The 13,456-nt window shown below is 66.9% G+C and carries 14 protein-coding genes; 12 read left to right on the top strand and 2 right to left on the bottom strand.

Features of this window, described 5'->3' with window-relative positions:
* The 10 genes from QOD90_RS12850 to QOD90_RS12805 form a co-directional block, all read left to right on the top strand.
* The coding region (locus tag QOD90_RS12850) for a molybdopterin-dependent oxidoreductase (RefSeq protein ID WP_526350212.1) at positions 1–890 on the top strand (890 nt) is incomplete at its 5' end.
* Positions 887–2,119, top strand: coding sequence for an NADH-quinone oxidoreductase subunit NuoH (gene nuoH, locus QOD90_RS12845; protein ID WP_526350210.1), 1,233 nt, complete (start codon positions 887–889; stop codon positions 2,117–2,119). The genes QOD90_RS12850 and nuoH, both read left to right, overlap by 4 nt.
* Positions 2,112–2,684 (top strand): NADH-quinone oxidoreductase subunit NuoI, encoded by a 573-nt coding sequence (gene nuoI / locus QOD90_RS12840; RefSeq protein WP_526350208.1) that lies wholly within the window; start codon positions 2,112–2,114, stop codon positions 2,682–2,684. The genes nuoH and nuoI overlap by 8 nt, the downstream gene beginning before the upstream one ends.
* Complete coding sequence (locus QOD90_RS12835) at positions 2,681–3,445, top strand: NADH-quinone oxidoreductase subunit J (protein WP_526350206.1); 765 nt, start codon at positions 2,681–2,683, stop codon at positions 3,443–3,445. Before nuoI ends, QOD90_RS12835 begins: the two co-directional genes overlap by 4 nt.
* Complete coding sequence (gene nuoK, locus QOD90_RS12830) at positions 3,442–3,741, top strand: NADH-quinone oxidoreductase subunit NuoK (protein ID WP_526350204.1); 300 nt, start codon at positions 3,442–3,444, stop codon at positions 3,739–3,741. The genes QOD90_RS12835 and nuoK overlap by 4 nt, the downstream gene beginning before the upstream one ends.
* 5 nt (positions 3,742–3,746) lie before the next feature.
* Positions 3,747–5,633, top strand: a complete 1,887-nt coding sequence (nuoL, locus tag QOD90_RS12825; protein ID WP_526350202.1) for an NADH-quinone oxidoreductase subunit L — start codon at positions 3,747–3,749, stop codon at positions 5,631–5,633.
* Positions 5,630–7,183 (top strand): NADH-quinone oxidoreductase subunit M, encoded by a 1,554-nt coding sequence (locus tag QOD90_RS12820; RefSeq protein ID WP_526350200.1) that lies wholly within the window; start codon positions 5,630–5,632, stop codon positions 7,181–7,183. Before nuoL ends, QOD90_RS12820 begins: the two co-directional genes overlap by 4 nt.
* Positions 7,180–8,757 carry an NADH-quinone oxidoreductase subunit NuoN gene (gene nuoN / locus QOD90_RS12815; RefSeq protein ID WP_526350198.1) on the top strand — a complete coding sequence of 526 codons (1,578 nt, stop codon included), beginning with the start codon at positions 7,180–7,182 and terminating at the stop codon, positions 8,755–8,757. Before QOD90_RS12820 ends, nuoN begins: the two co-directional genes overlap by 4 nt.
* Positions 8,754–9,539, top strand: a complete 786-nt coding sequence (locus QOD90_RS12810; RefSeq protein WP_526350196.1) for an enoyl-CoA hydratase — start codon at positions 8,754–8,756, stop codon at positions 9,537–9,539. The genes nuoN and QOD90_RS12810 overlap by 4 nt, the downstream gene beginning before the upstream one ends.
* A gap of 69 nt (positions 9,540–9,608) precedes the next feature.
* Positions 9,609–10,007, top strand: coding sequence for a VOC family protein (locus tag QOD90_RS12805; protein ID WP_526350194.1), 399 nt, complete (start codon positions 9,609–9,611; stop codon positions 10,005–10,007).
* A gap of 22 nt (positions 10,008–10,029) precedes the next feature.
* Here QOD90_RS12805 and QOD90_RS12800 read toward each other — a convergent pair whose 3' ends face one another.
* Both QOD90_RS12800 and QOD90_RS12795 read right to left on the bottom strand, forming a co-directional pair.
* Positions 10,030–10,371, bottom strand: a complete 342-nt coding sequence (locus tag QOD90_RS12800; RefSeq protein ID WP_526350192.1) for a hypothetical protein — start codon at positions 10,369–10,371, stop codon at positions 10,030–10,032.
* Between the two features lie 18 nt (positions 10,372–10,389).
* Positions 10,390–10,992 (bottom strand): TetR/AcrR family transcriptional regulator C-terminal ligand-binding domain-containing protein, encoded by a 603-nt coding sequence (locus tag QOD90_RS12795; protein WP_526350190.1) that lies wholly within the window; start codon positions 10,990–10,992, stop codon positions 10,390–10,392.
* 41 nt (positions 10,993–11,033) lie between these two features.
* Between QOD90_RS12795 and QOD90_RS12790 the strand changes: the two genes are divergently transcribed.
* Together QOD90_RS12790 and QOD90_RS12785 are read left to right on the top strand one after the other, a co-directional pair.
* Positions 11,034–12,170 carry a phosphotransferase family protein gene (locus QOD90_RS12790; protein WP_526350188.1) on the top strand — a complete coding sequence of 379 codons (1,137 nt, stop codon included), beginning with the start codon at positions 11,034–11,036 and terminating at the stop codon, positions 12,168–12,170.
* On the top strand, positions 12,170–13,285 hold the full coding sequence (locus QOD90_RS12785; RefSeq protein ID WP_526350186.1) for an Rv3169 family protein: 1,116 nt from the start codon (positions 12,170–12,172) through the stop codon (positions 13,283–13,285). The genes QOD90_RS12790 and QOD90_RS12785 overlap by 1 nt, the downstream gene beginning before the upstream one ends.
* The last annotated feature ends 171 nt before the right edge of the window (positions 13,286–13,456 follow it).

The following is a 13,456-nucleotide window of genomic DNA, read 5'->3' as shown; positions in this document are numbered from 1 at the left end:
GTGGCGCGCTGGAAGCCGGTGCGGCACCACACCTTCTGCCGGGAGGCAGGCCGCTGTCGGACCCCGCCGCCCGCGCCGAGGTGGCCGCGGCGTGGCACGTCGACGACCTCCCCGACGACCCGGGCCGGGACACGGCGGGAATCATCGCGGCCGCCGCCGACGGATCGTTGGGTGCGCTGCTCGTCGGCGGCGTCGAGGTGGACGACCTACCCGATCCGGCCGCGGCGCGAACGGCACTCGATGCCGCACCGTTCATCGTCAGCCTCGAACTGCGCCACAGCGCCGTCAGCGAGCGCGCGGACGTCGTCTTCCCCGTGGCACCGGTCACCGAGAAGGCGGGCACCTATCTCAACTGGGAGGGGCGGGCGCGGTCCTTCGAGCCCGCGCTGCCGCCGAACGCGACGTCCGACTCGCGCGTGCTCGCCGCACTCGCCGAGGAGGTCGGCGTCGACCTCAATCTCCGCGACGCGGCCGCCGCCCTGGCCGAGCTCGAACAGCTCGGCGGTTGGCAGGGCGCGCCCGTTGCCCCACCCAATGTGGCTGCCGCCCTACCGGACCGCCCCGGATCGGGACGCGCCGTGCTGGCGGGCTGGCGGATGCTGCTCGACGCCGGTCGCCTTCAGGACGGCGAGCCACACCTCGCGGGCACCGCGCGGCCCGCGGTCGCACGACTGTCGCTCTCGACGGCGGCCGAGATCGGCGCGGAAGACGGACAACTAGTCACCGTCGCCACGCCCACGGGGAGCATCTCCCTGCCGTTGGAGATCACCGAGATTCCGGACGGGGTGGTGTGGGTGCCGCTCAATTCTCATCGCTCCCAGGTGAATGTGTCGCTCGGCGTCACGCCCGGCGCCACGGTCGCCATCTCGCTCGGGGGTGATGGGGCATGACGTACCCCAACCTCACCGCGTTCGGGCACGACCCGTGGTGGCTGGTCCTGGCGAAGGCGCTTGGCATCTTCGTGTTCCTCCTGCTGACCGTCCTGGTCGCGATCCTGATCGAGCGCAAGGTGCTCGGCAGAATGCAGATGCGGTACGGCCCCAATCGCGTCGGCCCCTTCGGACTGCTTCAGAGCCTGGTCGACGGGGTCAAGCTCGCACTCAAGGAAGGGCTCATTCCCGCGGGCGTCGACAAGCCGATCTACCTGGCTGCCCCGGTCATCGCCGTCATCCCGGCGTTCATGGCGTTCGCGGTGATCCCGATGGGCGGCATGGTCAGCGTCTTCGGCCAGCAGACGCCACTGCAGCTGACCGACCTGTCCGTCGCCGTGTTGTACGTGCTGGCAGTGACGTCGATCGGCGTGTACGGAATCGTTTTGGCGGGCTGGGCGTCCGGGTCCACCTATCCGCTGCTTGGCGGTTTGCGGTCGAGCGCCCAGGTGATCTCCTACGAGATCGCCATGGCGCTGTGCTTCGCCGCGGTGTTCCTGTACTCGGGCACCATGTCGACTTCTGAGATCGTCGCGAAGCAGCAGGGTCTCTGGTACGTGTTCCTGCTGCTGCCGTCCTTCGTCATCTACGTGACGTCGATGGTCGGCGAAACCAACCGGGCGCCATTCGATCTGCCGGAAGCCGAGGGCGAACTGGTCGGCGGATTCCACACCGAGTACTCGTCGCTGAAGTTCGCGATGTTCATGCTCGCGGAGTACGTCAACATGACCACCGTCGCCGCGCTGGCCACGACGCTGTTCCTCGGCGGCTGGCAGGCCCCGTGGCCGTTCAACATGATCGACGGCGCGAACAGCGGTTGGTGGCCCCTGCTGTGGTTCGTCGCCAAGGTGTGGACGTTCATGTTCATGTTCATCTGGCTGCGGGCGACTCTGCCGCGGCTGCGCTACGACCAGTTCATGGGGCTGGGTTGGAAGATCCTCATTCCCATCTCGCTCGGCTGGATCATGACGGTCGCCGTCGTTCGGACCCTGCGCAGCCAGGGCTACGACGGCCTCGCCGTGGTCCTGGTGGCCACCGGCGCATTCGTCGGCCTGCTGGTGCTGGTCTACCTCTGGCGGACGCTGCGGCACAAACGAAATCGGCCTCAGCGTCTCGCCGACCCCCCCTCGACCGCGCCGGGTTCCTTCCCGGTGCCACCGATTCCCGCGAAGGAGCCCGCCGATGCCTAAGCGGCCGCACCTCGTCGACGCCCTCGCCGGCTTCGGCGTGACGTTCAAGACGATGTTCAAGAAGCCGATCACCGAGGAGTACCCCGAGAAGCCTGGGCCGGTGGCGAAGCGCTATCACGGCCGCCACCAACTCAACCGTTACGAAGACGGCTTGGAGAAGTGCATCGGCTGCGAGTTGTGCGCCTGGGCGTGTCCAGCCGACGCGATCTTCGTCGAAGGCGCCGACAACACCGAGGCCGAACGCTTTTCGCCGGGCGAACGCTACGGGCAGGTCTATCAGATCAACTATCTGCGGTGCATCGGCTGCGGCCTGTGCATCGAAGCCTGCCCCACCCGGGCACTGACCATGACCAACGACTACGAAATGGCCGACGACAACCGCTCCGACCTGATCTACGGCAAGGACAAGCTGCTGGAGCCGCTGCGGCCCGAGATGACGGCCCCACCCCATGCGATGGCACCCGGTAGCACCGACGAGGACTACTACCGAGGCAACATCAGATCGGACGGCGTGGCCACCCCGCTCGGCATGCCGACCGTGAAGCGCAAGGAAACGGTGCTGTGACAAGCGAACTCACACTGCTGGCCGCCGACACCGTCTACCGCACGTCGACGATGGAGGCGGTGACGTTCTGGGTGCTCGGCACCCTTGCGGTGCTGGGTGCCATCGCCGTCGTCGCCGCACCCAAGGCGGTCTACTCGGCGATCTTCCTGGCGTGCACGATGATCATCCTCGCGATGCTCTACATCGCCCAGGACGCGCTGTTCCTCGGCGTCGTGCAGATCGTCGTCTACACCGGCGCGGTGATGATGCTGTTCCTGTTCGTCCTGATGCTGATCGGTGTCGACTCCGCCGATTCGCTGGTGGAAACCATTCGCGGCCAACGCATCGCCGCGATCGGGGCGGGCGCAGCGTTCGGCATCCTGCTCATCGCGGGCATCGGCAACGTCTCCGTGGCCGGTTTCACCGGCCTCGCCCAGGCCAATGCCGGCGGCAACGTCGAGGGTCTGGCCGCGCTGATCTTCGTCCGCTATCTCTGGGCCTTCGAGCTGACCAGCGCGCTGCTCATCACGGCCACCCTTGGTGCCATGGTGCTGACCCATCGCGAGCGCATCGACCGTCGAAAGACTCAGCGCGAGCTCGCCACCGAGCGCTTCGCGCCCGGCGGACACGCCACCCCGATGCCCAATCCCGGCGTCTACGCCAGACACAACGCGGTCGACGTGGCCGCCCGCCTGCCCGACGGGTCGGACGCCGCGACCTCGGTCAGCGGCATCCTGCCGCCGCGCAGCGTGGCTCCGACCAAGGACGGGGTGCCGCGATGAACCCCGAGAACTACCTGTACCTGTCCGCGCTGCTGTTCACCATCGGGGCGTCGGGAGTGCTGTTGCGGCGCAACGCGATCGTCATGTTCATGTGCGTGGAGTTGATGCTCAATGCCGCCAACCTGGCCTTCGTCACCTTCTCCCGACTGCACGGCCACCTCGATGGTCAAGTGGTGGCGTTCTTCACCATGGTGGTCGCCGCCTGCGAAGTCGTGGTCGGCCTTGCCATCATCATGACCATCTTCCGGGCCAGGCAATCCGCCTCGGTCGACGGCGCGAATCTGTTGAAGCACTAGCCGCGATGACTCTTCCGGTGTGGCTACTGATAGCCCTTCCACTCGTCGGCGCGGCGATCCTGCTGCTGGGTGGCAGGGCCACCGACGCGTGGGGCCATCTGCTGGGCTGTGCGACGGTGCTGGCGTCCTTCGTCGTCGGCGCGGTGCTGTTCGTCGGCCTGGTGAACCAACCGGCCGAGCACCGCGGAATCGGTGAGCACCTCTTCACCTGGGTGCCCGTCGGGCAGCTGCGAGTCGACTTCGGCCTCCAACTCGACCAGCTCTCAGTGTGTTTCGTGCTGCTCATCACCGGCGTGGGGTCGCTGATCCACCTCTACTCGGTCGGCTACATGGCCCACGATCCGGAGCGCAGGCGGTTCTTCGCCTATCTGAACCTGTTCGTGGCGGCCATGCTTCTGCTGGTGCTGGCCGACAACTACCTCGGCCTCTACATGGGTTGGGAGGGCGTCGGCCTGGCGTCATACCTGCTGATCGGCTTCTGGTCGCACAAGCCCTCGGCCGCGGCGGCCGCGAAGAAGGCGTTCGTCGTCAACCGGGTCGGTGACGTCGGTCTGGCGCTGGCGTTGATGGTGATGTTCGCGAACGTCGGAACCATCTCGTACGAGGGCGTTTTCGGGGCCGCCGGCCAGATGAGCCAGGGCACGCTCACGGCGATCGGACTGCTGCTCCTGCTGGCCGCGTGCGGCAAGTCCGCCCAGGTGCCGCTGCAGTCGTGGCTCGGCGACGCGATGGAGGGCCCGACGCCGGTGTCGGCGCTCATCCACGCGGCGACGATGGTCACCGCAGGCGTCTACCTGATCGTGCGTTCCGGGCCCGTCTACGACCTGGCACCCGATGCCCGTCTCGGTGTGGTGATCGTCGGAGCCGTGACCCTGCTCTTCGGCGCCGTCATCGGCTGCGCGAAGGATGACATCAAGAAGGCCCTCGCCGCATCGACGATGAGCCAGATCGGCTACATGGTGCTCGCCGCGGGTCTCGGGCCTGCCGGCTACGCCATCGCGATCATGCATCTGCTGACCCACGGCTTCTTCAAGGCGGGGCTGTTCCTCGGCGCCGGTTCGGTGATGCACGGCATGGACGACGAGACGGACATGCGCCGGTTCGGTGGACTGCGTACCTTCATGCCGATCACGTTCGTCACGTTCGGACTCGGTTACCTGGCGATCATCGGCGTCCCTCCGTTCGCCGGCTTCTTCTCGAAGGACGCGATCATCGAAACCGCTTTCGCCGCAGGCGGAGTGAAGGGCCTCCTGCTCGGTGGCGCGGCCCTGCTCGGCGCGGGCATCACCGCGTTCTACATGACCAGAGTGATGCTGATGACGTTCTTCGGCGAGAAGCGGTGGAAACCCGATAGCCATCCCCACGAATCGCCTGGCAGCATGACGTGGCCGATGATCGTGCTCGCCGTCGGGTCCGTTGGCGCGGGTGGGCTGCTGGCGATCGGCGGCACCCTCGAGCACTGGCTGGAACCCGTCGTCGGCGCCCACCAGGAGGCACCGCACGCCGTGCCGGTGTGGCTGATGACCACCATCACGCTGGCCGTCGTCGCGATGGGCGTCGCCATCGCCTACCGCATGTACGCCGCGCGCCCGATCCCGGAGATCGCCCCGGAGAACGTCTCGGCGCTGACCGTCGCCGCCCGTAGCGATCTCTACGGTGACGCCTTCAACGAGGACGTGCTGATGCGTCCCGGCCAGCTGGTCACCAAGGGTCTCGTCGAAATCGACGATGACGGCATCGACGACGTGTCCCGCCTCCTTGGCAGCTTCGTCGGGGGCGCCTCGGAGCGAGTGAGGCAGTTGCAGACCGGGTTCGCCCGCTCCTACGCCCTGTCCATGCTCGGCGGCGCCGCACTGGTCATCGCCGCGATTCTGGCGGTGAGGGTCTGGTGACCGGCGTGCCGTGGCTGACAGTTCTCTGGGCCGTCCCGATGGTCGGCGCGGGCGTCGTGATCCTGCTGCCCTCGGCGGCAAGGCATCTGGCGAAGTATGCCGCGCTGGCTCTGTCGCTGGTGGTGTTGGCGATCGCGGTTGGCCTCGCCGTGACGTTCGACCCGGCGGGTGCGCAATACCAGTTCGTCGAGGACCACGCCTGGATCCCCTCGTTCGGCACGGGTTACATCCTCGGCCTCGACGGCATCGCGCTGGCACTGGTGGTCCTCACCGCCGTCCTGGTACCCCTGCTGGTCATCGCTGGCTGGAACGATGCCGGCGACACGGGCCGCTCCGCCCACGCATACGTGGCCCTGACGCTGGCCGTCGAGGGCATGGTGCTGATCTCGCTGACCGCGTTGGACGTGCTGCTGTTCTACGTGTTCTTCGAGGCGATGCTGATCCCGATGTACTTCCTCATCGGAGGCTTCGGCGGCGCTGGCCGATCCAAGGCAGCGGTGAAGTTCCTGCTGTACAACCTGTTCGGCGGTCTCATCATGCTCGCCGCGGTCATCGGGCTTTACGTGGCGACGGCCAAGAGCGACGCGTTCGCCGCTGGCACCTTCGACTTCCGGGCGATCGTGGCTGCGGTTGCGGACGGCTCGTTGGACATCAATCCCGCGGTGCTGAACGCATTGTTCCTCGGCTTCATGTTCGCGTTTGCGGTCAAGGCGCCGCTGTGGCCGTTCCACCGTTGGCTGCCCGACGCGGCCGTCGAATCCACCCCCGCAACGGCCGTGCTGATGATGGCCGTCGTCGACAAGGTCGGCACGTTCGGGATGTTGCGCTATTGCCTGCAACTGTTCCCGGACGCGTCGATGACGTTCCGGCCATTGATCATCACGCTCGCGGTGATCGGCATCGTCTACGGCGCCGTCGTCGCGATTGGCCAGACCGACGTGATGCGCCTGATTTCCTACACGTCGATCTCCCACTTCGGCTTCATCATCCTCGGGATCTTCGTGATGACCAGCCAGGGTCAGTCCGGGTCGACGCTGTACATGGTCAACCACGGCATCTCGACGGCCGCGCTGTTCCTCGTCGCCGGTTTCCTGGTGTCGCGCAGGGGAAGCCGTGCCATCGCCGCCTTTGGCGGGGTGCAGAAGGTGGCGCCCGTGCTGGCCGGCACGTTCCTGATCGCCGGGTTGGCCACCTTGTCGCTACCGGGCCTCGCGCCGTTCATCAGTGAATTCCTGGTGCTGATCGGCACGTTCACCGCGTACCCGGCCATGGCCGTCTTCGCGGCGTCCGCACTGGTGCTGTCGGCGATCTACATCCTCTGGATGTATCAGCGCATGATGACCGGACCCGTCACACCGGGCAACGACAAGCTTCGCGACCTCGTCCCGCGGGAACTCGTCGTGGTGGCGCCGCTGATCGCGCTGCTGCTGGTGCTCGGGGTGTATCCGAAACCCGTCCTCGACGTCATCGGCCCGGCCGTTGGCCACACGCTGACGACGATCGGCCAGCATGATCCCGCACCCCGCGTCGCGGAAGGACCCGCGAAATGACCCTCCCCCCGCCCTCGGTCGAATACGGGCTTCTCTCACCGATGTTGATCGTGCTCGGTGTCGCGGTGCTCGGTGTGCTCGTCGAGGCCTTCCTGCCCCGTGCCGCGCGGTACCCGGTCCAGTTGACGTTGGCCATCGGAGGTCAGGTCGCCGCACTGGTAGCCGTCGTGATCGAGTGGATCGGACTGGGCTCGTCCCTCGGCAAGACCGCCGTGGTTGGCGCCGTCGCCCTCGACAAGCCCGCACTGTTTCTGCAGGGCACGCTGCTGCTGATCGGCATCCTCGGCACGCTGCTGATCGCCGAGCGTCGCATCGCATCCGAGGTCGACGCGGACGACGGGGCGAGTGGCCTCGACGCGTTCACTCCGATGGCGTCGACCGTCCCTGGCAGTGTCGCCGAGAAACTCGCGACGAAGGCCGGCATCGCGCAGACGGAGATCTTCCCGCTGACCATGTTAGCGCTCGGCGGGATGATGTTGTTCGCGGCCGCCGACGATCTGCTGACGATGTTCGTTGCGCTCGAGGTGTTCTCGCTGCCGCTGTACCTGATGTGTGGGCTCGCCAGGCGCAGGCGACTGTTGTCCCAGGAGGCGTCGCTCAAGTACTTCCTCCTCGGCGCCTTCTCGTCGGCGTTCTTCCTCTACGGAATCGCCCTGCTGTACGGCTACTCCGGCGGGTTGAGCCTCACCGGCATCCGTGAGCACGCCGCCTCGAGTTCGGACAACGGGACACTGGCGCTCGTCGGCATCGGTTTGTTGTCGGTCGGGGTGCTCTTCAAAGTCGGTGCCGTGCCATTCCATTCGTGGATCCCCGACGTCTATCAGGGCGCCCCAACCCCCGTCACGGCATTCATGGCCGCCGCGACCAAGATCGCGGCGTTCGGTGCCATGCTGCGCATCTTCTACGTCGCGCTGCCCGGCTTCGAGGATGACTGGCGGCCGTTGATGTGGGGCATCGCCATCCTCACGATGGTGGTCGGCACGGTGACGGCGGTGTCGCAGATCGACGTCAAGCGGATGCTGGCCTACTCGTCGGTCGCGCACGCCGGCTTCATCCTCACCGGTGTCATCGCGTTGAACGACAGCGGTGTCGCCGCGACGTTGTTCTATTTGTTCGCCTACGGATTCAGCACTCTCGGTGCGTTCGCCGTCGTCAGCGTGGTTCGCAATGCGGCAGGTGAAGAAGAAACGGACATGACGCGGTGGGCCGGCCTCGGGCGCAGCCATCCCCTGGTCGGCGTGGTGTTTTCGCTATTCCTGCTTGCGTTCGCAGGCATCCCGTTGACCAGTGGCTTCGTCAGCAAGTTCGCCGTCTTCAAGGCGGCAGCCGAGGGCGGCGCGACACCACTGGTGATCGTCGGTGTCTGCGCCAGCGCGGTCGCGGCCTACTTCTACGTGCGAGTGATCGTGCTGTTGTTCTTCACCGATCCGCCCGAGGACGGACCCACGGTGGTGGTGCCAAGCGCGTTGAGCACCGCGACCGTCACGTTGAGCGCCGCGATCACGCTGGCGCTCGGCGCCCTTCCGCAGCCGATCCTCGACCTGGTGAACTCCGCGAACCAGTTCGTGCGATGACCGTCGGCGATGTGGTGCTCCGTACCGATCACGGTGCGGTGCGAGTGCTGACGTTGAACCGCCCGGAGGCGCGTAACGCCTTGAACCGAGGGCTGATCAGAGCCCTGTATGCGGCCCTGAAGTCGGCCGACGGCGATGCCACGGTGCGCGCAGTCGTCCTCACCGGCACCGATCCCGCCTTCTGCGCGGGCATCGACCTGAAGGAGGCGGCGCGCGACGGGTTGACGTACTTCGACGAGTTCAAGTCGCACAGTTGCATCTCGGCCGTCGCGCAGATGCGCACCCCGATCGTCGGGGCGATCAACGGCCCGACCTTCACCGGCGGCCTCGAACTGGCGCTTGGCTGCGACTTCCTGGTCGCCTCCGAACGGGCCGTCTTCGCCGATACCCATGCGCGCGTGGGCATCCTCCCCGGTGGCGGCATGACCGCACGGCTCCCCCAGGTGGTCGGTGGCGCGATGGCTCGCCGAATGTCGATGACGGGCGAGGTAATCGACGCTGCCCGCGCCGAACACATCGGGCTGGTGACGGAGGTCGTCCCCCATGACGTGCTGCTGACCCGGGCCATCGAGCTGGCGACGCAGGTCGCAGTAGTTCCCAAGTCAACGATGTTGGGGCTCAAGGAGATCTACGTCCGCGGCGCGTCCACCGTCGTCGACCCGGCGCTGGCCGCCGAGGACGCGATCGCGGGAACCCAGGATCACGACCTCGCCGGTCTCGAGCAGCGGCGCCTCGACGTCATGCGCCACAACAAGACGCAGATCGGCACCATCGCTCCGTGATCGGGCATTGAACCATGCGCGGCGCGGCACCGTGTCACGATCAATGATTCAACGAACGAGGGGGTTCACATGCCTACATTTCCTGCCCTGACCCACGTCGCGCTCACCGTGCGCGACCTTTCCGTCAGCGCACCCTGGTACCGCCAGCTCATCGGCGTCGACCCGGTGATCGACGAGGACACGGACGCCGGCTACCGGCACATCGTGTACGCGCTGCCGGGCGACACGCTGTTCGGCATCCACCAGCACACGCAGGCCGCGCCCGACGAGCAATTCAGCGAGTTCCGCGTCGGTCTCGACCACGTGGCGTTTGCCTGCGGCTCCCGCGCGGACCTGGAGGAATGGGAGGGCCGGCTCAACGAACTCGGCATCGCCCACGGCGGGATCGTCGACGCGCCGTACGGCTCCGGCCTGAGCTTCCGCGACCCCGACGGCTCGGCTTTGGAGTTCTTCGCGCCGCCTTCCTAGAGGTCGCCGTGTTTCTAGAGGTTTAGGCGCCGCCCGGCGTTTCGTCGTCGGAACCCGCCATCAGGACGTTCCACGCCTCGCGGCGCTTGCGGTCCTGGACTTCCTTGCGCCACTGCGTTCCGCGCTGACTGAACTGGCCCTCCGCGGCCCGCTCGGCGATCTCGGTGATGCGCCTGCCGAGGACCAACGCCTCGCCGATCGTCATGGTCAGCAGCACGCCGGCTCGGTCGCCGTCGGGCCTGCCAACGGGGTCGACGACGACCCGGGCGGTCTCGGCGCGGCCATCGGCGTCGTCGGTCCACGGCGGCGTCGAGTACACCTCGGGCACCCCGTCCTCGTCGTTCAGGGTCAGCTGCACGTACATGGGTTCAACGGTAGCCGCTCAGGCGCTGACACCATGGCTGATGATGGCGGCGGTCTGCTCGACCCAGGCATCGTCCAGCTGCCCGCCAGGATCGAGGAGTAGCCGAAGGAGCGTGGCACCGCCGATGATCTCGATGAGCCGCTCTGGGTCGACGTCGGCGTGCACCTCGCCGCGGGAAACCGCGTGGACCAGGCGTTCCCTTACGACACCGAAGAGATCGCCGAAGCGGCCCATCACGCGGGCATTGAGGTCCGCGTCGGCCGCCATGTCGGCGATCAGCCCGGGTAACGCCGCCCGCACGACGGGGCTGGTGAAGACGTCGCGGGCGGCGGCGACCATGGCCCGCACGTCACCGACGATGTCGCCCTCGGGTGTCGTGAGGGCGGTGGGCGCCACGGGGAACGCGGCCTCGTGAGCCAGTTCGGCCTTGCTCGACCACCGCCGGTAGAGCGCCGTCTTCGTGGTCCCCGCACGCTCGGCGACCGCGGCCATCGTGAGATTCGCGTAGCCGATCTCGACGAGTAGATCCGCCGTCGCACCCAATATGGCAGCGTCGATGCGCGGGTCGCGTGGGCGTCCGACGTTCGGGCTCTTGCCAACGTCAGCCTCGTCTGCTTTCATAACGCTACTCACCGTATCGTAATTGCTCGAAGGGGTAAACCGTGGCCAACGAACCGGCTGTCGAAGACGTCAGCCGCCTCCAGCATTCCTCCCGCGACGTCACCACGCTGCCCTCGGTGATGTCGCAGTGGCTCTCCACCGTCATGCCGGGCGGCACGGCCCCGGAGGTGACCGTCGAAAGCGGTGTCGACTCCAACGGAATGTCGTCGGAAACCATCATCCTGACCGGGAAGTGGGAGCAGGACGGCCAGCCGACGGAGCAGAAGTGGGTAGCGCGCGTGGCCCCAAGCACCGCTGACGTACCGGTGTTCCCCACCTATCGACTGGACCACCAGTTCGACGTCATCCGGCTCGTCGGCGAGTTGACCGACGTGCCGGTCCCCCGCGTCCGCTGGATGGAGAACTCGGGTGACGTGCTCGGTACGCCGTTCTTCCTGATGGATCACGTCGGCGGCATCGTGCCGCCCGACGTGATGCCGTACACGTTCGGCGGCAACTGGTTCGCCGACGCACCCGCCGAGAAGCGCCGCGAACTTCAGGACGCCACCGTCGAGGTGCTCGCAAAGCTCCACGCAATACCCAACGCCGAGAAGACCTTCGGATTCCTCACCGAGATCGATCCGCCCGGCGACACGCCCCTGCGCCGACACTTCGGCTGGCTGAAGGACTGGTACGAGTTCGCCGTCCCCGACATCGGCCGGTCCGAACTGGTCGAACGCGCACTGGCCTGGTTGGAGGAGAGCTTCCCGGCCGACGTCGCGGCGGGTGAACCCGTACTGGCGTGGGGCGACTCGCGTATCGGCAACGTGCTCTACGAAGACTTCCGCCCCGTCGCGGTGCTCGACTGGGAGATGGCGACCGTCGGGCCGCGCGAGCTCGACGTTGCATGGATCATCTTCGCGCACATGGTCTTCCAGGAGCTGGCCGGCCTTGCGGGGCTACCCGGGCTTCCCGACGTAATGCGCGAGGAAGACGTGCGCTCGACCTACGAGGAGCTGTCCGGCGCCACGCTGGGCGGCCTCGACTGGTTCTACGTGTACTCCGGCGTGATCTGGTGCTGCGTGTTCATGCGGACCAGCGCCCGACGGGTGCGCTTCGGCGAGATCGAGAAGCCCGACGACGTCGAGTCGCTGTTCTATCACGCGTCGCTGCTGAAGCGACTGATTGGAGATGAGTGATGTTGGGCCCCATGGACGAATATCCCGTCCACCAGATCCCGAAGCCCATCGCGTGGCCGGGATCGTCGGACCGCAACTTCTACGACCGGTCCTACTACAACGCCCACGACCGCAGCGGCGACATCTTTCTGATCACCGGCATCGGGTACTACCCGAACCTGGGCGTCAAGGACGCCTTCGTGCTGGTACGCCGGGGCGATGAACAGACCGCCGTGCACCTGTCGGATGCCATCGACCAGGACCGACTCAACCAGCACGTACTGGGATACCGCATCGAGGTGCAGGAGCCGCTGCACAGGCTGCGGATCGTCATGGACGAAACCGAGGGCATGGCCGTCGACCTCACCTGGAATGGGCTCTTCGGCGTCGTGCAGGAGCAGCCGCACATCATGCGCGCGGGCAGCCGGGTCACCCTCGACGCCCAGCGCTTCGCGCAGCTCGGCTCCTGGAGCGGTCACCTCGCCATCGACGGCGAGGAGATCATCGTCGACCCGTCGGTGTGGATCGGGTCCCGCGATCGGTCATGGGGCATCCGGCCCATCGGCGAGGCCGAACCCGCTGGGCGCCCGGCGGATCCACCGTTCGAGGGCATGTGGTGGCTATACGTGCCGATGGCGTTCGACGACTTCTCGATCGTCATCATCATTCAGGAGGACCCCAGCGGTTTCCGTTCGCTGAACGACTGCACCCGAATCTGGAAGGACGGTCGCGTCGAGCAGTTGGGGTGGCCGCGCGTCAAGATCCACTACCGCTCGGGGACGCGCATCCCGACCGGCGCCAGCATCGACGCCACCGCGCTCGACGGATCGCCGGTGCACTTCGAGGTGGAATCCAAACTGCCGGTACCGATTCACGTCGGTGGCGGCTACGGCGGCGACTCCGACTGGATCCACGGCATGTGGAAGGGCGACGGGTTCACCGAGCGTTTGACCTACGACATGACCGACCCGGCGATCATCGGTCGGGCCGGTTTCGGCGTCATCGACCACGTCGGCCGTGCGATGTGCACCGAAGGCAACGGAGTTCCCGTCGAGGGCTGGGGCCTCTTCGAACACGGCGCGTTGGGTCGCCACGACCCGTCGGGCTTCAAGGACTGGTTGACCGTCGCGAACTGACCCGGTCAGCACACGCGCCGCCAGTTCTGCACTGCGGTCGCGGTGACGGCCAGACAGCGACCCTGGCGCAGAAATCGATGCGGAGGGAATCGGGGCGGCTCAGGCGGTCTGCGCCTGCTCGGTCTGATCGGCCTTCACGGCACCGCGGGCTCCGACGCGGCCGAAGACCAT

It is taken from the genome of Mycobacterium sp., from assembly GCF_032161845.1.
GTDB lineage: Bacteria > Actinomycetota > Actinomycetes > Mycobacteriales > Mycobacteriaceae > Mycobacterium.
The sequence above is the reverse complement of the archived record's forward strand: the minus strand, read 5'-3'. Positions and strand labels throughout refer to the sequence as shown.